At 56.3% G+C, this 21,195-nt stretch carries 14 protein-coding genes and 1 pseudogene; 7 read left to right on the forward strand and 8 right to left on the reverse strand.

Annotated elements, in window-relative coordinates; genetic code table 11:
• Nucleotides 1-100: 100 nt before the first annotated feature.
• The 3 genes from ACZA91_RS14615 to ACZA91_RS14625 form a co-directional block, all read right to left on the reverse strand.
• Nucleotides 101-1,492, reverse strand: coding sequence for a GGDEF domain-containing protein (locus ACZA91_RS14615; RefSeq protein ID WP_463183006.1), 1,392 nt, complete (start codon nucleotides 1,490-1,492; stop codon nucleotides 101-103).
• A 122-nt stretch (nucleotides 1,493-1,614) separates the two neighbouring features.
• Nucleotides 1,615-2,118: a tRNA (adenosine(37)-N6)-threonylcarbamoyltransferase complex ATPase subunit type 1 TsaE gene (gene tsaE, locus ACZA91_RS14620; RefSeq protein ID WP_190531302.1), complete on the reverse strand. Its 504-nt coding sequence runs from the start codon at nucleotides 2,116-2,118 to the stop codon at nucleotides 1,615-1,617.
• 297 nt (nucleotides 2,119-2,415) lie between these two features.
• Complete coding sequence (locus tag ACZA91_RS14625) at nucleotides 2,416-4,020, reverse strand: NAD(P)H-quinone oxidoreductase subunit 4 (RefSeq protein ID WP_190355911.1); 1,605 nt, start codon at nucleotides 4,018-4,020, stop codon at nucleotides 2,416-2,418.
• Between the two features lie 358 nt (nucleotides 4,021-4,378).
• Between ACZA91_RS14625 and ACZA91_RS14630 the strand changes: the two genes are divergently transcribed.
• Nucleotides 4,379-5,137 (forward strand): Uma2 family endonuclease, encoded by a 759-nt coding sequence (locus ACZA91_RS14630; protein ID WP_463183012.1) that lies wholly within the window; start codon nucleotides 4,379-4,381, stop codon nucleotides 5,135-5,137.
• Nucleotides 5,138-5,493: 356 nt separating this feature from the next.
• On the opposite strand, the gene ACZA91_RS14635 is transcribed toward ACZA91_RS14630, so the two are convergent.
• The 4 genes and pseudogenes from ACZA91_RS14635 to ACZA91_RS14650 all read right to left on the reverse strand — a co-directional run bounded on the left by ACZA91_RS14635 (nucleotide 5,494) and on the right by ACZA91_RS14650 (nucleotide 10,497).
• Entirely contained in the window at nucleotides 5,494-5,832 is a 339-nt protein-coding gene (locus ACZA91_RS14635) for a XisI protein (protein WP_190355909.1), read from the reverse strand.
• Between the two features lie 32 nt (nucleotides 5,833-5,864).
• Nucleotides 5,865-6,005, reverse strand: a pseudogene (locus ACZA91_RS14640) (element excision factor XisH family protein); the annotation flags it as partial.
• Nucleotides 6,005-8,317, reverse strand: coding sequence for a tetratricopeptide repeat protein (locus ACZA91_RS14645; protein WP_463183016.1), 2,313 nt, complete (start codon nucleotides 8,315-8,317; stop codon nucleotides 6,005-6,007). The pseudogene ACZA91_RS14640 and the gene ACZA91_RS14645, both read right to left, overlap by 1 nt.
• Before the next feature lie 353 nt (nucleotides 8,318-8,670).
• On the reverse strand, nucleotides 8,671-10,497 hold the full coding sequence (locus tag ACZA91_RS14650) for an ABC transporter ATP-binding protein (protein ID WP_099534778.1): 1,827 nt from the start codon (nucleotides 10,495-10,497) through the stop codon (nucleotides 8,671-8,673).
• A gap of 553 nt (nucleotides 10,498-11,050) precedes the next feature.
• Here ACZA91_RS14650 and ACZA91_RS14655 point away from each other — a divergent pair.
• Together ACZA91_RS14655 and ACZA91_RS14660 are read left to right on the forward strand one after the other, a co-directional pair.
• Nucleotides 11,051-12,679, forward strand: a complete 1,629-nt coding sequence (locus ACZA91_RS14655; protein WP_463183019.1) for an iron uptake porin — start codon at nucleotides 11,051-11,053, stop codon at nucleotides 12,677-12,679.
• Nucleotides 12,680-12,847: 168 nt separating this feature from the next.
• Nucleotides 12,848-14,476: an iron uptake porin gene (locus ACZA91_RS14660; protein WP_463183021.1), complete on the forward strand. Its 1,629-nt coding sequence runs from the start codon at nucleotides 12,848-12,850 to the stop codon at nucleotides 14,474-14,476.
• Between the two features lie 57 nt (nucleotides 14,477-14,533).
• On the opposite strand, the gene ACZA91_RS14665 is transcribed toward ACZA91_RS14660, so the two are convergent.
• Entirely contained in the window at nucleotides 14,534-14,671 is a 138-nt protein-coding gene (locus ACZA91_RS14665; RefSeq protein ID WP_463183023.1) for a hypothetical protein, read from the reverse strand.
• A 187-nt stretch (nucleotides 14,672-14,858) separates the two neighbouring features.
• Between ACZA91_RS14665 and ACZA91_RS14670 the strand changes: the two genes are divergently transcribed.
• The 4 genes from ACZA91_RS14670 to ACZA91_RS14685 all read left to right on the forward strand — a co-directional run bounded on the left by ACZA91_RS14670 (nucleotide 14,859) and on the right by ACZA91_RS14685 (nucleotide 21,112).
• On the forward strand, nucleotides 14,859-16,415 hold the full coding sequence (locus ACZA91_RS14670) for a ferredoxin--nitrite reductase (protein ID WP_190529806.1): 1,557 nt from the start codon (nucleotides 14,859-14,861) through the stop codon (nucleotides 16,413-16,415).
• Nucleotides 16,416-16,499: 84 nt separating this feature from the next.
• Entirely contained in the window at nucleotides 16,500-17,840 is a 1,341-nt protein-coding gene (locus ACZA91_RS14675; RefSeq protein WP_190531169.1) for a CmpA/NrtA family ABC transporter substrate-binding protein, read from the forward strand.
• Nucleotides 17,841-18,188: 348 nt separating this feature from the next.
• Entirely contained in the window at nucleotides 18,189-19,028 is an 840-nt protein-coding gene (gene ntrB, locus ACZA91_RS14680) for a nitrate ABC transporter permease (RefSeq protein ID WP_190529802.1), read from the forward strand.
• A gap of 68 nt (nucleotides 19,029-19,096) precedes the next feature.
• Nucleotides 19,097-21,112: an ABC transporter ATP-binding/substrate-binding protein gene (locus ACZA91_RS14685; RefSeq protein WP_190531167.1), complete on the forward strand. Its 2,016-nt coding sequence runs from the start codon at nucleotides 19,097-19,099 to the stop codon at nucleotides 21,110-21,112.
• The last annotated feature ends 83 nt before the right edge of the window (nucleotides 21,113-21,195 follow it).

Consider the following 21,195-nt stretch of genomic DNA (forward strand, 5'->3'; position numbering starts at 1 on the left):
AGACCAACCAAACCCACAAAAAATCAGCAGACAGAATCAACGAACGAAACCAGCCAATACAACCAGTCAATACAACCAGCTAATACAACCAACAGCCGGGTTAATATTCCAGCCCGTCCATCTCAACGCAATTCCCCCCATGCCGACGGGCCCGTTCAAGGGCCCGCAAAGCCGATCGCACGGCCGCATCGGGCAGTTGCTGGAGGTCAGGCACTAACGTGCCAATGCCTAAGGATAGGGTCACTTCTCCGCCAGCGATTGGGATCGGCTCCTGGGCGGACGGGGAGCGATCCATTGGCGCTCCGGCAGGGACTTCGGAAGAGACTTCAGGGGCCACTTCAGCAGCCATTGCAGCCTCAGAACCAGTGACCAAGAACGCATCGGCTAAATCTGCGCTGGCATCGATGCCGACATTGCCGACATTGCCGACATTGCCAACATTAATGTTGGTATTGATCGGTCTGGATGCCTCTTGCCCAGCATGAACCCGGTCATTGGCGGTGGTGGAGTTGTTCCGGGGCCGATCGCGCGTTGGGGGAAAATCCATATCCAGATGCAAAGACGAACCGGCAGCCCAGGGAGAAGCCGGAGCCTCATCGTAGTGGCTTGGCCAATGGTGAGCCGTGGGAGTCATGGCCTGCTGAGTTGTGCAGCGATTGAACTGATGGCGAATCGATTCCGCAACGGCCAAAGCGCCGATCGAGTCGGTGTTGGGCAGCAGAATCAAGAATCGATCGCCCCGATCGCGGCCAACCACATCGGAACTGCGCTGCACCTGTTGTTTTAAGACCGTTGCCAGATTGTGGATCGTTTGTTGACCAAAGGCCTCGCCTTGGAGATTCACCCAATCCGCCAAATGATCCACCTCGCAGGCCACAATCGATAGCACCTGTTCCGATCGCAGCGCCTGTTGCCAAGTGTGCTGCAACGCTTCATAAAAGCGATGATGATTCGCCAAACCCGTTTCCAGATCAACGCCTTCCAACTGTCGAATTCGGTCTTGGGCCTGGGCGAGGGCCACTTGCAATTTTTCCTGTTCCGCTTCCATCAAAATCAGTCGATCGCGATGTTCATGGAGCCAACTTTCCAGGGCTAATCGTTGTCGCTCCAAAAACTGCAATCGATCGCCATACCGTACCAGCAAGCGACTGGTGAGCCGCACAAACTGCGCACAATCATCCTGATCGTCCAATTGCGTCAGGGCGCTGACCTTCGCCGCCAAGCCCCCCGTAAAAGAAGACTCCTGATCCAAACAGCTCAATAGCACCCAAGCAAGGCGGATGGAGTCCAAGGCCCGACTACAAATCCAAGCCGCAGTCATCCCCGTTAAAAGACTGACAGCCAAGGCCCAGCTCGCCACCTTGGCCAAGGGAAACGGCTCCCAACTCGCCCACAGAAACCAGCCCCCCAAAACACTTAAAAACACTGCCGCACCGACTTTGGTTGGCAGCGATCGATTCCAGTTGATCGGCGGACTAGAGAAGCGCGTCACCGGTTGGCTTACCCACTGAGTTGATCAAGTTATCCAGGACGGGAACGCCACAGGAGCATCGGAGATGAGGAAATCGCATTCACTCACAGTTCACCTCGCCACAGACCAGCGCCCACCCTCCATCATTCCTGATTCAGCGTGAGTCCGCCCAAATTTGCGCAAAGATCTTCAAGATGTCGGGGGTTCCAGCCCGGCACTTCACCCACCACCTCAATCAACACCTGACGGCCTGTCATGCCCGATCGCAAGGCCACTTGGAGATAATCGATCGGCAGTTCCGGCAACCGCTCCGACCACTCGATCGCCACAATTCCCGCAGCCACCTCGCCCCCTTCCCAATATTGCTCCAGGGCCAGCGGCTCCACCTCTTCTGGACTCAACCGATAGAGGTCAAAGTGATACAGCGGAATCGCGCCCTCCAAATACTCATTCACCAGCACAAAGGTGGGACTCACCACCGGCTCCGCAATGCCCAGCCCCGCCGCCAAGCCTTGCACCAGCGTTGTTTTGCCGGCTCCCAACTCTCCATCCAGCAGGATCACCGCACCGGGCCGCAAGATCTGCCCGATCGCCCGGCCCAGGGCTTGGGTCGCAGTCGCATCTGCCAAAAAGAATTCCAGAGTCATTGCACCAAAGTCGCCGGGTTGCCAAAGAAAACCATTACCAGGAAACCCCAAGGATTAGTCAAGGGATTAATCAAGGGGTAAGTCAACGGTATTTGTAAGTATCCGTAAAATTATCACCGTGGAATTCCATCAACTCAAAACCGCACGGCTGCTGATTGGTGATCAAAACAAAATCCCGATTCTCCACCAGGGAAAAATCGGGATTATGGAATCATCTCATCGAGATTTGTCAGGGGTTCGTCACCCCTTCAGGGGCAACATTGAGAGCCTTCGCTAGAGACCCTTAGCTAGCGATCCTTAGTTGGTGCGTACCGATGCCGCCAACTCCGTATCCGCCAGCTTCGGAGCATTCAGCACCGCTGAGTAGAATCGGGAATCCTGGGCCTTTGCCACGATCGCGAAGCTGCTCCGCACTCGGCTAGCCACTTCCGTAGACTTCATTTCATAGGTTTGGGTCGCCAGCTTGGGATAGATACCCACACCCACGATCGGGGCCAACAACACCAGGGCGATCGCCAGTTCCCGCAGCTTCAGATCCGACCAATTCACCTCAGTCAGAGCCGTATTCTCCTTGCCGTAGAAAATTTCCCGCAGCATCGACAGCAAGTAAACCGCCGAGAGAATCACACCCACCGCCGCCAACACCACCACCGTGGCCCGGAACGGAGCGCTATAGACCTCACTGGTGGTTAAGCCAAGGAACACCGTCAGCTCACCCACAAACCCGCTCATACCGGGCAGGGCCAAAGAAGCCATGGTCGTCGCCACAAACAGCGCGAAGGTGCGGGGCATCTTTTGCCCAATGCCGCCCATGTCGTCGATCGAGAGGGTGTGGGTGCGCTCGTAGGTTACGCCCGTCAGGAAGAACATCGCCGCCGCAATCAACCCGTGGGACACCATTTGCAGCACCGCACCGCTCAGACCCACATCGGTGAAAGAAGCAATCCCCAGCAACACAAAGCCCATGTGGGACATTGACGAGTAGGCAATCCGTCGCTTCAGATTCCGTTGGGCGAAGGCATTCAGCGCACCGTAGATGATGTTCACCACACCCAGGATCGCCAAGACCGGCGCAAAGTAGATGTGCGCGTTCGGCAGCATCTCCATGTTCATCCGAATCAAGCCGTAACCCGCCATCTTCAGCAGCACACCGGCCAGCAGCATGGAAACGGGCGTGGGCGCTTCACCGTGGGCATCGGGCAGCCAGGTATGACCCGGGAAGGCAGGCAGCTTCACCAAGAAAGCGATCGAGAAAGCCGCATAAAGCAGGAGTTCCGCCGTCAGGGAGTAGTTCTTCAGCCCCAAGGCATCCATATCAAAGGTGACCGGGCCGCCCGAGAAGGCCATGGCCAACGCCGCCACCAGGATGAACAGGGAAGCAAGAGCCGTGTAGAGAATGAACTTAGTGGCAGCGTAACGACGCTTCGCACCACCCCAAATCGAAATCAGCAGGTAGACCGGTACTAACTCCAGTTCCCACATCAAGAAGAACAGGAGTAGGTCTTTGGAAACAAACACCCCAAGCTGAGCGCTGTACATGGCCAGCAGCAGGGTGTAGAACAGGCGGGGTTTCTTGGTGACATTCCAGGAAGCGCCGATCGCCAGGGTGGTGACCAAACCGGTCAGAGCCACCAGCGGCATGGAGATGCCATCGATCGCCAAAGACCAGTTCAAGCCAATTTGCGGTAACCAAGCGTAGGTTTCCGCCAGTTGAAACTCAGTGTTGGTGAAATCAAACTGCCCGAAGCAGGTGTAGGAAATCAGGGCCAACTCCACAATGCCCACTGCCAGCGCATACCAACGGATTGTTTTTCCGTCGCGATCGGGCAGGAAGGGAATTGGCAGCGCCGCCACCAAAGGCAGCAGCGTAATCAAACTTAACCAGGGAAATGTTGCGTCCATTGACTCCACCCGGCTGCAAAGGTCGGGTATGAACTCGATGAGGAGTAGGTAGGGATAATTACTCACCTGGTTTTAGTTTAATAAACTTTACATACAGTGACCAATCGTTTTTTCTAATGATTAAGATTTGTTTCAAAAAGTTAAGTTCATGTCTGCAATCGATCGCCCAAGGGGATCGCTCCGCCGATCGCAGATCCAACGATCGAATGGGCGGAGCAAGGGTGGGGAATTTTTTCACCGGACTGGATCAATCGCTCAGGCTGAATGGTGGCAGGCTCGGAGAACCAATCCTGTCTGATTCTGCCTGAACGGAGAGATTGCTAAAATCCAAACAGTCGATCGCCCCCACTTGCCCGCCATGGTTGCCATCCAGCCCAACCGCTCCACAACAATTGCTAGGACTGCCGCTGGGGCTGCTGCATCTGATCAGCCTCAGTCGTTGGCCGCCACACCGGCAACCGAACTGGTTGAAGGGGGCGATGTGATTGCTGAAGACTCACCCGATGACTGGCAAAAGGCAGATTGGGAGATATATCAGCAAGCGATCGCCCAAGCCGGTGAGAAAACAAAAGGTTATTATCACGACGGAATGATGAGGCTCGAAATGTCTCCCGTCGGAAACCCCCACTCCCGTGACCATTCGATCGCAATTTACGCGACGTTACTGTTTGCTGCGCTTCGTGATCTGCGGGTGGATGTCCACGACAATTGCACCTACCGCAAAACCGGCCTGAGAGAAGCGCAACCTGATATTTCCCTATATGTGGGCGATCGGGTGGGATCGCTGGACTGGGAAACCAAGATTGTGGACTTGGATCAGTTGCCGCCGCCGGACTTGGCGATCGAAATTTCCGATAGCACCCTGCCCGATGACTGTGGGCGCAAACGCTTGCTCTATGAAGATTTGGGCGTGCGGGAATATTGGGTGGTGAATGTGGCGGAGGCGCTGATCCTCGGGTTTGAAATTATTGAGCGCGGCAGTCGGCGGATCCAAGAATCGATCGTGTTGCCGGGCCTGAGTTTGGACGTTCTTGAAGAAGCCCTGCGGCGATCGCGCGAGGCCGACCACGGCCAGGTCAGCGCTTGGTTACTTCAGCAATGGCAGGCTGAAGGGTAGTTTCCAGCGAAGGAGCGGCCGACACGGAAGGGTGCAGAAAGTTGCAGCCAATGGCCGCTGTACGTCCTCTACTAGGGGCGATCGCTTGAAATGAATTGCCCCTCGGAGATCTCGCGTATCGGAGGGCGCATGGCGATGTGGCCCCACAAGAATCGGTTTTCCCGCATGGGTAGGGGCGTACCGCTGTACGCCCTCCGCCAGGATTGATCGCTGGAACCGAATTGGTTTGCGGAGACCTCGCGTATCGGAGGGCGCATGGCGATGCGCCCCTACGGATTGGGTGGGGTGGTGAGTTGTTGCAGGAGGGATTGGGTGAGGGGGTGGTCGGAGAGTTCGGCGGCGCGAGATTGCTTGCTTCATGCCACCGCGAATTCGGAGAGGGGGCGCTCTTCGGGGGCAAGGAAACCAAGGACAATATCGGTGTTGGGAATTCCAGCTCGCATCAGGTCGGTGGCGATGCCGTCGGTGGTTTCGTCGGTTTCAATCCAGATTTTGCCATTTTTGAGGCGAGCGAAAATCATGGTTTTTTCGATGCGTTTGCGGTTTTTCCAACCGATGTATAGCCACAGGCAGTAGCCCCGATCGCGATCGATAATCAGGCAGTTTTCATCGGTGTCGCTGGCGGCTCGGTTTGCCCAGTCGTGGTAGTCCTGTACGGTGGCTTCGAGAATGTTTAGGTACGCTGAGGTGTCCATAAAACGATCTCCGGGGTGTCTGGATTTATGGGGGCGATCGGGCGGGCGGCGGCGAGGTCGGCGAGTAGGCGATCGTCTTTGTATTCGATGCGATAGGGATCGGCGAGGATTGTCCAGCCGTCGGTGATCAGGGCGTTTTTAATGGCGTTGTGGTAGAGGTCTTTGGCGGGCATCAGGCGGGATCGGAGGGTGGGGTGGTGAGTTGTTGCAGGAGGGATTGGGTGAGGGGGTGGTCGGAGAGGTCGGCGGCGCGATCGACTTCGATGACGGTTTGCATGAAGGTGATGAAATTTCCCCCAAAGGTTTGGGTGTTGGGATGGTCTTGACCGAGTTTTGTTAGGGCAATTTCCAAGCATCGTCGGAAGAAAGGTTCTGCTTCGGCATACCGCTCCTGGGAGTAGTAGAGGCTTGCCAAGTTGTTGAGGCTGGTAGCGGTGGAGGGATGGTCGGCTCCCAGCACTCGCTCACGGATTTCCAGTGCTCGCCGGTAGAGGGGCTCCGCTGCCTCGTACCGTCCCTGGAATTCGTAGAGTCCTGCCAAGTTGTTGAGACTTTGGGCGGTGGCGGGATGGTTGGCTCCCAGCACTTGCTCACGGATTTCCAGAGATCGCCCGAAGAGCAGTTCCGTTGCCTCGTATCGTCCCTGGGATTTGTAGAGCAATGCCAAGTTGTTGAGGCTGGTGGCGGTGGCGGTATGGTCGGCTCCCAGCACTTGCTCATGGATGTTCAGTGCTCGCCGGTGGAGGGGTTCCGCTGCCTCGTACCGTCCCTGGGATTCGTAGAGTAATGCCAAGTTGTTGAGACTGGTGGCGGTGGCGGTATGGTCGGCTCCCAGCACTTGCTCATGGATGTCCAGTGCTCGCCGGTAGAGGGGTTCCGCTGCCTCGTACCGTCCCTGGGATCGATAGAGTTCTGCCAAGTTGTTGAGGCTGGCGGCAGTGTTGGGATGGTCGGCTCCCAGCACGCGCTCACAGATTTCCAGCGATCGCATAGCCCAAGTCTCTGCCAAGCCAAATAGTCCTTGGGCGTAGTAGAGATAGCACAAATCCCTGTTTAACCGGGCTAGCGGGCTACCTAACTCGGTGTGGTCAGTCCACTTCGCAACGGACTGGGCATGGGGAATGACGTTCCCTAGGGCTTGCACTTGGTCAATCGTCATCGCCTGGCTAATTGACTCCGTTGCCTTCAGCAATTCCTCGGCCACTGCTGTTTTGAGAACAAGCGCATCGGATCGATCAGTGGATTTCTGGGCGAAAAACTCCCGAATCAGCGGATGCAATGTGTATTCTTCCGTGCCTGTTCGCTCCAGCAAACTCAGTTCCACTAACCGACGACGGCATTGGGCTAGCCGATCGCGATTCAACAACAAACACCACTGCTCCGGCTGAGTCGCTGATTTGCGAGTCATCCACTGCCAAAGCCGATCGCGCTTGCGTTGGCGACGGGGTTGGGTTTCACAACGGTCAACGGTCGCCTCCACCAATTCCCACGGAATCGGGCCATTGCCAAAACAACCCAACAGCACAGCCAGTTGCCGAGGCGCGGGGCTAAGTTGCTGCCAACTGATGTTAAAGGCGATTTCAATTTCGCCCATCGCTTCATGCTGGAGCTTTTCCCCTTTTATCCGTTCCAAAACAAACTGAATCGACCAATCTGGTTCCGACCTCAGCAACGTACCAACCAACTCCAATCCCAAGGGCAGATAGCCCAGCCACTCGCACAGCGCTTCTGCCGTCGCCTGTTCCGCCGCGATCCGGTCTTGCCCAACGAAATTGCTCAACAACGTCAAGGCCGCCGCCGGTTCCAACAGACCCAAATCCAGCTGCGATTCTGGATTCAGCCACTGCTCCCGACTGGTGAACAGCACCCGAAACCGATCGCCCACCACCGGAAACCCTTTCACCTGGGCCGCAAAATCCGTCACATCATCCAAAATCAACAACACTCGACCCGGCGGATCGTCAGCGGTTTTGGGCCAATGGGCTTGGCAAAAGGCCGCCTGCTTTTCCAGCGTGTCCAACTGCGTGAAATCCACCTGGGCAAACCAACGAGGCTGGGCAAAGGCCACCAACTCCCCACAGGCCGCCGCCGCCCGCAGCCACACCACCCCGCCGGGATAGTCGCCCAGGTGCTCCCGCGCATATTGCAACGCCAGCTCGCTCTTGCCCACACCGCCCAGACCGCTCACCCCCGCGATCGCCACTTGGGTTTGGGTCTGCAACAGCTCATCCAACCGCGCCAAATCCGCGTCCCGCCCCACAAAGCGATCGCGCGGCAAACCGTAAACCTTCAAATTATTGGGCGGCCCGTCGATCGTCGGCTCCAGCGTCTTCGCTTCAAAGCGCTGCTCTACCGTTTGAATGTTGATCGTGGTTGAGTCGTTACCCACGATGCCTTGCTGGCTTGTGGGCTGGACGGTGATATTCTTATCGCCCGCAACGTTATCGCCCGGGCCGCTGTGGCTTTGCTCGACGCGATCGCCCATGCCTTACGCCTGCCCCTGTTGAATCACCAACCCAAACCAGCGATCACTCATCGATTCATTCGTTTCCAATACCACGGCCTTCATGGTCAGTCTGTAGGGATTACATGAATCGCGTTGGGTTGAGCTTTGCGAAACCCAACCTACTGGCTCACTAACTGAAATGTTGCGTGATCGGCGCGTTGAAAACAGGGGCTGATTGGTCGTTGAACACATTGCCCCGCTGTTTGTGCTGATCGATTTTGATGTCGATCTCCGGTAAGCTGCTCACCACCTCGTTCGTGCAGGTGTTGTTGGGGGTTTGGGGCCGGGCGATCGCGCAAAATCACCGATCGCCCAGCAAAATCAAGCCATTGCTAAACATCTGCCCCCAACATTTGCAATCGATAAAGGCTGGCATAAAGACCATCCAAAGCCATCAATTGATCGTGGGTTCCAGACTCCGCCAAACGACCCCGTTTGAGGGCAAAGATGCGATCGACATTGCGAATGGTCGAGAGCCGGTGGGCAATAATAATCGCCGTGCGATCGCGCATCATTCGATCGACCGCTGCTTGAATAACCGCCTCCGTTGCCACATCCAAACTGGACGTAGCTTCATCCAAAATCAGCACTTTGGGTTCTCGAATGGCCACCCGTGCAAAGGCCAAAAGCTGCTTTTGACCACCCGATAAATTAGTGCCGCGCTCACGTAATTCCGAATCATATCCTTGGGGTAATTGCCGGATAAATTCATCAATGCTGACTCGTTCGGCGGCGGCTTGCACCTCGGTCAGGCTGTAATTTTCCCCGAGGGTAATGTTGCTTTTTACGTCGCCGGAAAAGAGAAATCCATCTTGCAAAATAATCCCTAGTTCTCGACGCAAATCGGCCTGAGCCATGTCGCGAATGTCCACGCCATCCAGCAAAATTCGCCCTTCGGTGACTTCATACAAACGGCTGAGTAGCCGGATGATTGAAGATTTGCCCGCGCCCGTGGGCCCCACGAAGGCCACTTTTTCGCCGGGATGGATGGTGAAGTCTAGGTCGTGGAGCACAATTTCATCGGATTTGTAGCCAAAGGAAACATGCTCAAAGCGAATTTCACCACGGGTTTTTAGGCTGGCAAATTGGGCGCGATCGACCTTGGGCGGGTCTTGAATTTCGATCGGCTCCGAGAAGATTCCGTTAATTCGTTCAATGGCGGTGAATCCCGCTTGAATGGCGGTGAATTTTTCGGCAAATTCTCGCAAGGGATCAAACATCCGTTGGGCAAAGAGAATGAAAGCCGCCAAGGTTCCAAACTCGATCGTTTTGCCCGCCACCAATGCGCCGCCATACCAAAGCACTCCGGCGATCGCGACCAGGGAAATCCACTCCAAGGTGGCTGAAACGGCCGAGTCAAAAAAGATGGTGCGATCGACTTCGTGAATATAGTCTTGGTTGGTTTTCCGAAACTGTTTGGCGTTGTAGCGTTCTCGACGGAACAATTGCACCACATTCACGCCCACCAGATTCTCTTGCAGCATCGAATTCAAATCCGATAACCGCTCGCGGGCCCGATAGTTGGCTTTCCGAAATTCCCCTTGGAAATAAACAATGGCCCCCGCGATCGGGATCAACATCAGCAACAGCAATAAGGCTAATTGCCATTGCAGGGTCAACATGGTGGCTACCAACACCACGATCGACAACAGATCGCTCACAATCCCGATCGCGCCCGTGGAGAAAACCTCACCTAAGGCATCCACATCGCTGGTTAGGCGGGTAATCAACCGACCCACTGGCGTGCGATCGAAAAAGCGCATGGCCAGCGCGGTCACATGATCGAATAAATCATTGCGAATATCCGCCGTGATCCGTTGGCCCACTTCCTGCACCAAGTAGCCCTGAAGCCCTTGGAGCGCCAACCGCACTGCCACCGTCACCAACACCAACAGCCCCACGGTGTTCAGACCCGATCGCAGGGGCATCGCTTCCAGAAAATCCCAAGCGCTGGCCTCGCCCCGAATCAGCGAGATGGCTTGACCCACCAAAATTGGCTGCAACGCATTGCCCAAGGACAAGGGCAGCAACAAAATCAGCGACACAATCAGCAGCTTGCCGCTGCGACGGGCGTAGGGCACCAGTCGCAAAAAAAGCCGCCAGTCAGTTTCAGAGCGGCGATCGGACGGGGTTTGCGCAGCAGCAAGATTCGCAGTCATAGCCAACCGGTAGAGACACAAATCAAGCCGCCCTGACGGATTGGCGGCCGGGCCCGTTTGCAAAGGCGGGCAGACAATCGATCGGGGTGGCTTGACGGCAATTTCAGTACAGAGTCTCCTCCATTATCGCCTATGAATTCGCCTCCATGACTCGATCGACCGGTGGCGGCTCAGCGGCTCCAATCGCCCAGCGGATCTCTGGATCGCCCTGTCTGAATTGATACGCGATCGGGATCTGCAATCCATCACGATCAACGATGGTCAAATATCTGCCAAGGAGGCACAAACAGTCAGAAAGGTGGTATTTGACAAAGGGAAAAAATCAGAAATAATCAAAAAAATTGACCGATCTGAAATTAGAACACGAACCAAGAATTAAGGAGTTTGAGGGTAGAAATCAGCAGAATTTGGGATGACATCTGAATTCGCCATAGGTTATGAATCTGAAGATTTCTGTTTTGGGTGCTCGTGCGTTGACTGCGAATTCTACCTGCCAGCTAGCCCTACAGAATCGTTACCCGCTAGCTCCACAGGAAACGCCTAGGAATTTCTGATGATTCATCCCTTTGCTCCACGACTCGCTCATTATTCACTGCTGCCTTTTTTCGCCCTGATTTTGGGAATACCCACGGGGGCGATCGCCTCGGAAATTCCCTTGCTGACCTTGGACGATCGCTCGACGGTGGCCACCGAAGCCGACCGGCTGGGCACGGATCCCTTAGGCACGGATGACCTGGCCCAAGTCACCGCCGTTTCGCAACTCTCGGATGTGCAACCCACCGATTGGGCATTTCAGGCGCTGCAATCCTTGGTGGAGCGCTATGGCTGCATTGCCGGTTATCCCGATGGCACATTTAAGGGCAACCGGCCCCTCAGTCGCTATGAATTTGCCGCCGGGTTGAATGCCTGCCTCGATCGGATCAATGAGCTAATCAAGTCCGCCACCGATCCGCTTGCGACCAAGGAAGACCTGCGGAAATTGCAAAAACTGCAAGAGGAATTCGCGGCGGAGTTGGCCGGTCTGCGGGGGCGGGTGGATTCATTGGAAGCCCGCGCTTCGGAACTGGAAACGAACCAGTTTTCGACCACCACCAAGCTGAAAGGCGAAGTGATTTTTGCCTTGGATGACGTATTTGGCAATGGGCGGGCCGGCGACGGTGACTTGGATTACAACACGACGTTTTCCTATCGAGCGCGGTTGAACTTCAACACCAGCTTTACCGGTAAAGACGAGTTGCGGGTGCGGCTGCAAAGCAACAACATCATCCCGATCGATGGGGCCGTGACGGGAACCAGCATGACCCGCCTGTCTTTTGATGGCAACAGCAACAATCGGTTCCGATTGGACGATTTGCACTATCGCTTCCCGATCGGGCACAAAACCCACATGTGGCTGATTGCCAGCGGTCAGGGAACTGACGGCATTGCCGATCCGTTGAATTCGTTTCTGCGCAGTGACAGTGCCGGTTCCCTGTCGCGGTTTGGTCGCTTTAGTTCGATCTACCGCAGTGTTCGGGGCCCCGGGTTTGCGATCGAACATGACTTTAGCGATCGGTGGTCGGTGGATCTGGCCTACCGTGCGCCCCAGGGCAGCAATCCGGATGATGAAGCGGGCCTGTTCAACGGCAGCTACGGCATTTTGGGCCAAATCCTATATCAGCCCAGCAAAAGCGCTGGCATTGGCTTCACCTTCGCCCATACCTACTTTGACGAAGCCGACGTGAACATCACGGACGGCGTGGGCAGTGCCTTTGCCCAACGGCCCTTTAATCGGGTTGATACGTTGGCCAACTCCTATGGGTTGATCGGTTCGGTGCAATTTAGTCCGCGTTTCAACCTGTCCGGCTGGGTGGGCTACACCGATGCCAAAGCCAAATCGGGCAACGATCGGGGAGCCAATGCCGACATTTGGAATTGGGCCGTCACGATGGCTTTTCCGGATCTGTTTAAGGAAGGCAACCTGGGCGGGATTATTTTCGGGATGCCGCCGAAGACCACCCAAAACGATGTGGACAGCCGCGAAGATCGCGACACTTCGTTCCACCTGGAGGCGCTCTACTACCACCAGCTCACGGACAACATTGCCATTACGCCCGGTGTGATTGCGATTTTCAACCCGGAGCACAACAACGATAACGAGACCCAAGTGGTGGGTGTGGTGCGCACTGTGTTCTCTTTCTAACTAAATCCGGTGTGGCCATTCAGCGTAAATACCTGATCCGGCTTTTTGGAAGTAGCAGAGGTGAATCATTGACGGGGAGCCAGCTTTTTCTGGGCAACAGCTCACTGCGGCTCACTGTGGCTCAGTCAATCTCCCCGCAACCGCTTGGCAATTATTGAGGACTAACCCATGACCCATCGTTTTCTGCCACTACTCTCTAGCTCCGCTCTGTTGCCTCTTTTGACCCTGATTTTGGGAATACCTACGGGGGCGATCGCCTCGGAAATTCCCCTGCTGACCTTGGACGATCGCCCGACGGTGGCCACCGAAGCTGACCTGCTGGGCACGGATCCCTTAGGCACGGATGACCTGGCCCAAGTCACCGCCGTTTCACAGCTCTCGGATGTGCAGCCCACCGATTGGGCGTTTCAGGCGCTGCAATCCTTGGTGGAGCGCTATGGCTGCATTGCCGGTTATCCCGATGGCACGTTCAAGGGCAACCGGCCCCTCAGTCGCTATGAATTTGCTGCCGGGTTGAATGCCTGCCTCGATCGGATCAATGAGCTAATCAAGTCCGCCACCGATCCGCTCGCTGCCAAGGAAGACCTGCGGAAATTGCAAAAACTGCAAGAGGAATTCGCAGCGGAGTTGGCCAGTCTGCGCGGTCGGGTGGATTCATTGGAAGCCCGCACGGCAGAGTTGGAGGCTAATCGCTTTTCGCCGGCCACCAAGCTCCAGTCCGAAGCCATGTTTGCCCTGGCTGATGTGTGGGGCGACGAAAAAGCGGGTGGCGGCGATTTGGACTACAACGCCACCTTTGCCTATTGGGTACGGCTGAATTTCAACACCAGCTTTACCGGTAAAGACGAGTTGCGGGTGCGGCTGCAAAGCAACAACATCCTCCCGATCGATGGCGACTTGACGGGAACCAGCATGACCCGCCTGGGGTTTGACGGCAACAGCGGCGGCCAGCTCCGGCTAGGGGATTTGTACTACCGCTTTCCCTTGGGCGATCAAACGCGGGCCTGGTTAATTGCCAATGGCCACGGCACGGATGGGATCACGGATCCCCTGAACGTATACCTGCGTAGTGACAGTTCCGGGGCGCTGTCCCGATTTGGGCGCTATAGCTCGATCTATCGCGGGTTGCGCGGCCCCGGTGTGGGAATTCAGCATCGTTTTAATCAACATTGGTCGGCTGATGTGGCCTACCGTGCGCCTCGGGCCAGCAGCCCGGATGATGAGGCGGGGCTGTTCAATGGCAGCTACGGCATTTTGGGGCAATTGCTCTATCAACCCACCCCCAGCACCAGCATTGGCTTCACCTTCACCCACACCTACTTCGATGAAGCCGACGTGAACATTACGGACAACATCGGCAGCGCCTTTGCCCAACGGCCGTTCGATCGGGTGGATACTGCGGCCAATTCCTACGGGTTGATCGGTGCGGTGCAATTCAGTCCCCGTTTCAATTTGTCCGGTTGGGTAGCTTATACGGATGCCGAGGCCAAATCAGGGGGCGATCGGGGGGCGAATGCGGATATCTGGACTTGGGCTGTCACGATGGCTTTCCCGGACTTGTTCAAGGAGGGAAATGTGGGCGGGATTATCTTCGGGATGCCGCCGAAGGCCACCCAAAACGACTTGGCCAGCCGCGAGGATCGGGACACGTCGTTGCATGTGGAAGCCATTTACCGCCACCGGTTGACGGATAACATCGCTATCACGCCGGGCGTGATCGTGATTGTGAACCCGGAACATGATGAGGACAATGGCACGCAGGTGGTGGGCGTGGTGCGCACTACCTTTGCGTTCTAAGTTCTAAGTTCTGCGTTCTAAGTTCTGCGTTCTAAGCTCTGCGTTCTGAGGTTTTTTCTAAGGGTTTTGCCTGTGTTGGGAGCCGATCGCCTGGTTCAGTTTTGGGCCGAGGCGATCGGCTGTTTTTGGGGTGGCTGACTGGGCGATCGGGGCGGAATCGAGCAGCTCACGGGTGCTTAAATGCAGAAATTGCATGAAATTCATGCTTGAAACGGATTCTGTAAAGTTTTTTGTAACTTGGATTACAAAAGCCCTGAGGCGCGATCGCTAGCATTTGCCCATTCTCAGCTCTAGCAACTACAACTTCTGACCGAATACTCCCTGGCCTCGGCCAGCGGTCAGAAGTTTTTACCCACCGGCATTGACCCCCTCGCTGGTAACTATGGCTCAAGCGATCGCCCCGGCAAGTTCCAAACTCACCAAGTTTGAGAAATTCAAAGCCGAAAAAGACGGACTGCAAGTTAAACACGAACTCGCCACCTTTGCCCGCTTGGGCTGGGAAAACCTCCCCGAAGACGACTTGAATCACCGTTTGAAGTGGCTAGGGGTGTTCTTTCGCCCGGTCACTCCCGGAAAGTTCATGTTGCGGATGCGGTTGCCCCACGGCATTTGCACCAGCGGTCAACTGCGCGTCCTCGCCAGCATCGTTGAGCGCTACGGCGACGATGGCAGCGCCGACATCACCACCCGCCAAAACCTGCAACTACGCGGGATTCGGTTGGATGACATTCCTGAAATTTTCCAACAGCTCGATCGCGCCGGCCTCACCAGCATCCAATCGGGCATGGACAACGTGCGCAACATCACCGGCTCCCCCGTGGCCGGCATTGATGCCGACGAGTTGATCGACACCCGGGGGCTGGTGCGCAAAGTGCAGGACATGATCACCAACAACGGTGATGGCAACCCCAGCTTCACCAACCTGCCCCGCAAATTCAACATCGCGATCGACGGCAGCCGCGACAACTCGGTTCACGCCGAAATTAACGACATCGCCTTCATCCCCGCCTACAAAGACGGCAAGCTTGGGTTCAACGTTGTGGTGGGCGGGTTCTTTTCCGCCAGCCGCGTGGCCCCCGCCATTCCCCTCAATGCCTGGGTGGATCCACGCGATGTGGTGTCCCTCTGCGAAGCGATCTTGGTGGTCTATCGGGATCACGGCCCCCGCGCCAACCGCCAAAAATCTCGGTTGATGTGGCTGATTGACGAGTGGGGAATTGAAAAATTCCGCGCCGTTGTCGAAAAGCAACTGGGATTTCCCTTGATTGCCGCCGCCGAGCAGGATGAGTATTGCTGGGACAAACGCGACCACATCGGCATCCACGCCCAAAAGCAAGTGGGCCTCAACTATGCCGGGTTACACATTCCCGTGGGCCGGCTGAATGCGCGCCAAATGTTTGACCTGGCGCGGTTGGCGGATATCTACGGCAGCGGTGAACTGCGCTTCACCGTTGAGCAAAACGTGATTATTCCCAACATTCCCGATTCCCGGTTAGCGGTTTTTACCCAAGAGCCGCTTTTGAAAACCTTTTCGATCGCCCCGGCTCCCCTCGTGCGGGAATTGGTCTCCTGCACGGGGTCGCAGTTTTGCAACTTTGCGCTGATTGAAACCAAACAGCGTGCCCTGGCCGTGGCCCAAGCCGTCACCGATCGGGTCAAGCTGCCTCGGCCGGTGCGAATTCACTGGACCGGCTGCCCCAACTCCTGCGGCCAGCCCCAAGTGGCCGACATCGGCTTGATGGGCAGCAAGGCCCGCAAGGACGGCAAAACCGTTGAGGCCGTGGACATTTTCCTCGGCGGCAAGGTGGGCAAGGAGGCCCACTTGGGCGATCGGGTCATGAAAGGCATTCCCTGCGAAGACCTGAACGATGTGCTGGTGGACTTGCTGGTGGAGCATTTCCAAGCCGAGCGCAAATCTCCCGCCCTGGCCGAGGCGTAACCCAACCCGGCCCTTAGCTCCCAACACACCACTCGATCCTTCCCGATCGTTGACTCCCCTTCTTTACCTTCAAACTCAGCAACCATGAGCAGCTTTTCTCGCCGCAAGTTTTTGTTCACCGCCGCCACCGCTGCCGGAGCCACCGTTGCGATCCATGGTTGTGCTGCCGGAGGTGGCAACCAGGCCGCCAGCAGCCCGGCCGGTGGCGACTCCGCCGGGGGCAGCCCTTCGCCGGCCGCCTCGATCGCCCCGCCGGAAGTAACCAAAGCCAAGCTCGGTTTCATTGCCCTCACCGACGCGGCCCCCTTGATCATCGCCAAGGAAAAGGGCCTCTTCGCCAAATACGGAATGCCCGATGTGGAAGTGGTCAAGCAAGCCTCTTGGGCCGCCACTCGCGACAACCTGGAATTGGGATCGGCCGGGAACGGGATTGATGGTGCGCATATTCTTTCCCCAATTCCTTACCTGATGACCACCGGCAAGGTCACGAAAAAACCCGTGCCGATGAACATCTTGGCCCGTTTAAATACCAACGGTCAGGCTATTTCCCTCAGCAAAGACTATCTTGGTCAAAAAATCGGTCTTGACAACCAACCTTTCAAAGCAGCTCTGGCTAAAGCAAAGTCCGGTGGCAAAGATGTGAAAGTGGCCGTCACCTTCCCCGGAGGAACACACGATTTATGGATGCGCTACTGGTTGGCATCCGGTGGCATTGATCCCAACAAGGATGTGTCGGTGATTGTGGTTCCGCCGCCGCAAATGGTGGCCAACATCAAGACCGGAACCATGGAAGCCTTCTGCGTGGGTGAGCCTTGGAATGCCCAAACGGTGTCCCAAAAGCTGGGTTTCTCGGCCTTGGTGACCGGTGAACTGTGGAAAGATCACCCGGAAAAGGCCTTTGCGATGCGTGCCGATTGGGTGGAAAAGAACCCGAACGCCACCAAAGCCCTGACCATGGCAGTGCTGGAAGCACAAATGTGGTGCGACAAACCCGAAAACATCGCCGAAATGTGCGACATCATCAGCAAGCGCGAGTGGCTGAAGATCAAGGCGGAAGATATTTTGGGTCGCTCCCAAGGCACGATCGACTTTGGTGATGGGCGTAAGGAAGAAAAATTCCCGCTGGCCATGAAGTTCTGGGCAGACTTCGCCTCCTATCCCTTCAAGAGCCATGACCTGTGGTTTGTCACGGAAGACATTCGCTGGGGTTACTTGCCGGAAAACACCGACACGAAAGCTTTGGTGGATCAGGTCAACCGGGAAGACATTTGGCGCGAAGCAGCCAAGGCGCTGGGTGTGCCCGAGGCGGAAATTCCCAAGGATACGTCGCGCGGGGTGGAAACCTTCTTTGATGGGGTGAAGTTTGATCCGGAAAATCCCAAGGCCTATCTCGATGGTCTGAAGATCAAGGCCCTGAAAGCCTAGGGCTGGGTTCTGAATCGAATGTTGTCAGGCAATCAAAACCTTTCATTCAGGAATGATTGCCATATTGAAGGGAGGGCTGAAGCCACCAGCAACGGTTTCTCTTGATCGAGATTAGACTGCGACTGCCCGATCGAGATTGCCCGATCAAAATTCCTGGGTCAGTCGCCTGAATCAAATCATTTGATCAGGCTTGATAATCTCATCGAGAATGAGCCGTTGTTGGAGGGTTTCAGCCATCTGCGAGCAAGCGTAACGATCGACTCAGGCTGACAACTTGAATGCCCATCGAATGCCCATCGAATGCTCAACGATCGATTGAGGATTTAATCACACTCAGGTTTGACCACCATGGCTGCAAGTAGTTCTAGTTCGCTCGTTGATTCGATTATTCGTTTTGTGCCGCTGTCTAAAAAAAATGCCCGCAAAGTGATTGCGGCCATTGTGGGAACGCTCATTTGCTTGGTGGCTTGGCAGGCAATTTGCTCAATTCCCGGAGCACCCTTGCCGGGGCCCCTGGAAGTGTTTGGCGACACCCAGGAATTGATTGTGGGTGCGTTCGATCGCACGGATCCCAACAGCACCGACGTGGGCATTTTTTGGCACTTAATGGCCAGCTTGCAGCGTGTGGCGATCGGCTTTTCAGCGGCGGCAATTATTGGGGTTTTAGTGGGCATTTTGATCGGCAGTAACCCGCTGATCTATGACGCACTGGATCCGGTCTTTCAACTACTACGAACTATCCCGCCATTGGCTTGGCTGCCCATTTCCTTGGAAGCCTTGAAAAACAACCAATCGGCGGCGCTGTTTGTAATTTTCATTACAGCAGTTTGGCCGGTTTTGTTAAACACGGTAACCGGTGTGCAGCAAGTGCCCCAAGACTACAAAAACGTGGCCCGGGTGCTGCGTTTGGGGCGAGTGGAATATTTCCTGAACGTGCTGTTTCCGGCCACGGTTCCCTATGTTTTCACGGGTCTGCGGATTGGCGTTGGGCTGTCCTGGTTGGCCATTGTGGCGGCGGAAATGCTGGTGGGCGGTGTTGGCATTGGGTTCTTCATCTGGGATGCCTATAACAGTTCCCTGACCAGTGAAATTATCCTGGCGTTGATTTTTGTGGGCTTGGTGGGGCTGTTGCTCGATCGATTCGTGGCTTTTTTGGGCAGCATTGCCGTGCCGCCGGAACGCCGCTAACGGGCGAAGTTTGGGCATAGCTTTGGATAACTCACTCCTCGATCGCACAACACCGATCGCACAACACCATGACTCCTTTTCTGGAAATCGATCACGTTGACAAAATCTTTCCGCTGCCGGGGGGCGATCGCTACATTGCGCTCCAAAACATCAACGTTGAGATCAAGCAAGGGGAATTTATTTCCCTGATTGGTCACTCTGGCTGCGGCAAGTCCACCCTGCTGAACATCATTGCGGGCCTCGATCGCCCCACCAGTGGCGGGGCCATCTTGAACGGTCGCCAAATCGAAGCCCCGGGGCCCGATCGGATGGTGGTGTTCCAAAACTACTCCCTGTTGCCCTGGAAAACCGTCCGCGACAACATCGCCCTGGCCGTGAACACGGTGCTTAAGAATCTGCCCAAGGAAGAGCGGCGGGCGATCGTGGAAGAAAATATTCAGCTCGTTGGCTTGGCCCACGCGGCCGATAAGCTTCCCGGCGAACTGTCCGGCGGTATGAAACAGCGGGTGGCGATCGCCCGGGCCCTGGCCACCCGTCCCCAAGTGTTGTTGCTCGATGAACCCTTCGGGGCCTTGGATGCCCTGACCCGGGGCGGCCTCCAAGAGCAACTGATGCGCATTTGCGAAGAGAGCCATGTCACCTGCGTGATGGTGACCCACGACGTGGACGAGGCCTTGCTCCTGAGCGATCGGGTGGTGATGCTAACCACTGGCCCCGCCGCCCATGTGGGGCAAATTCTGGAGGTGGATATTCCCCGCCCCCGCAGCCGCATGGACGTGGTGAACCATCCCAGCTACTACAGCCTGCGCAACGAAATCGTTTACTTCCTCAATCAACAAAAACGTTCCAAGAAACGGAAAGTGGCGGCCCCTGTGGTGGCGGCCGGCAATGGCCTGGAAAAGGTCAACTTGGAGCTGGGTTTCATTCCCCTCACCGACTGTGCGCCCCTGGCGATCGCGCGGGAAAAGGGATTCTTTGCCAAGCACGGCCTAGAGCAGGTCACCCTTCAGCGCAAACCCAATTGGAAATCGATCGCCCATGGGGTCGCCAGCGGCCAGCTCGACGCGGCCCAAATGGTGACCGGAATGCCCTTGGCCATGACCCTGGGCAGCAGCGAAAGCGAACCCGTGCCGATCCAAGCCTCCATGGTGCTGTCCCGCAACGGCAACGCCATCACCTGGGGCAAACGCCTGATCGAACAGGGCGTGAATGACCTGGCCACCTTCAAAAGTCTGATTGAGCGGGATCCGGACAAGGTTCACACCTTTGCCATGGTGCATCCGGCTTCCATGCACAACCTGTTGCTGCGGCATTGGTTCGCCTCCGGGGGCATTGACCCCGATTGGGATATCAGCTTGGCCACCGTGCCGCCGCCGCAGATGGTCTCGAACCTGAAGGCGGGCAACATTGACGGCTATTGCGTTGGAGAGCCTTGGAACTCCCGAGCCGTGCAAGAGGGCATTGGTCAAATCATGGCCACGGATCTTGACCTGTTCCCGGGTCATGTGGAAAAAGTGCTGGGGGTGCGGGAAGATTGGGCCCAGGCCTATCCCAATACCCATGCGGCCCTGCTGACGGCTCTGCTGGAGGCCTGTGAATATTGCGATGATCATCGCAACCGGGCTGAGGTGTTGGAAATTTTGGCCCGCCCCGACTATGTGGGGCTGCCGGTGGAGATGATTTCGCCCGGGTTCCTGTCGCCGCTCGATCGGGGTGATGGTTCCGAGGCCCAAGCGCTTTACACCTTCCATCAGTTCTTTGTGAGCCGATCGGCCTGTCCCGACGCGGTACAGTCCCTTTGGACCCTGGCCCAGATGGCCCGCTGGGAAATTACGCCCTTCCCCCGCAATTGGGTGGAGGTGATGGAACGGGTGAACCCAACGGCCACCTATCTGACTGCGGCTCGCAACTTGGGACTGCCGGAGGTGGAATTAGACCGCAAGCCGATCGTCCTGTTTGACGGCCAAACCTTTGACCCCGATCGCCCGATCGACTACCTCGACAACCTGGCGATTAAACGCAATATCCGTGTGGCCGAAATTCGGGTCGATGAAATCTTTAGCTGCTCCGTTTCCCCTAGCTAAGGGGCCCGCCTGTGGCCCGATGCCGATCGCCCCAACTCTTCATCCTCTGACTCGATCGACCCCTTCTTCAGCCCTGGCAATCC

Source organism: Limnothrix sp. CMB-01 (assembly GCF_055193175.1).

Coding starts and splice junctions, on each gene's coding strand:
- tsaE (WP_190531302.1), bottom strand. CDS start 2,118: ATGACTCTGGAATTCTTTTTGGCAGATGCGACTGCGACCCAAGCCCTG.
- ACZA91_RS14625 (WP_190355911.1), bottom strand. CDS start 4,020: ATGGACGCAACATTTCCCTGGTTAAGTTTGATTACGCTGCTGCCTTTG.
- ACZA91_RS14630 (WP_463183012.1), top strand. CDS start 4,379: ATGGTTGCCATCCAGCCCAACCGCTCCACAACAATTGCTAGGACTGCC.
- ACZA91_RS14635 (WP_190355909.1), bottom strand. CDS start 5,832: ATGGACACCTCAGCGTACCTAAACATTCTCGAAGCCACCGTACAGGAC.
- ACZA91_RS14645 (WP_463183016.1), bottom strand. CDS start 8,317: ATGGGCGATCGCGTCGAGCAAAGCCACAGCGGCCCGGGCGATAACGTT.
- ACZA91_RS14650 (WP_099534778.1), bottom strand. CDS start 10,497: ATGACTGCGAATCTTGCTGCTGCGCAAACCCCGTCCGATCGCCGCTCT.
- ACZA91_RS14655 (WP_463183019.1), top strand. CDS start 11,051: ATGATTCATCCCTTTGCTCCACGACTCGCTCATTATTCACTGCTGCCT.
- ACZA91_RS14660 (WP_463183021.1), top strand. CDS start 12,848: ATGACCCATCGTTTTCTGCCACTACTCTCTAGCTCCGCTCTGTTGCCT.
- ACZA91_RS14665 (WP_463183023.1), bottom strand. CDS start 14,671: ATGCAATTTCTGCATTTAAGCACCCGTGAGCTGCTCGATTCCGCCCCG.
- ACZA91_RS14670 (WP_190529806.1), top strand. CDS start 14,859: ATGGCTCAAGCGATCGCCCCGGCAAGTTCCAAACTCACCAAGTTTGAG.
- ACZA91_RS14675 (WP_190531169.1), top strand. CDS start 16,500: ATGAGCAGCTTTTCTCGCCGCAAGTTTTTGTTCACCGCCGCCACCGCT.
- ntrB (WP_190529802.1), top strand. CDS start 18,189: ATGGCTGCAAGTAGTTCTAGTTCGCTCGTTGATTCGATTATTCGTTTT.
- ACZA91_RS14685 (WP_190531167.1), top strand. CDS start 19,097: ATGACTCCTTTTCTGGAAATCGATCACGTTGACAAAATCTTTCCGCTG.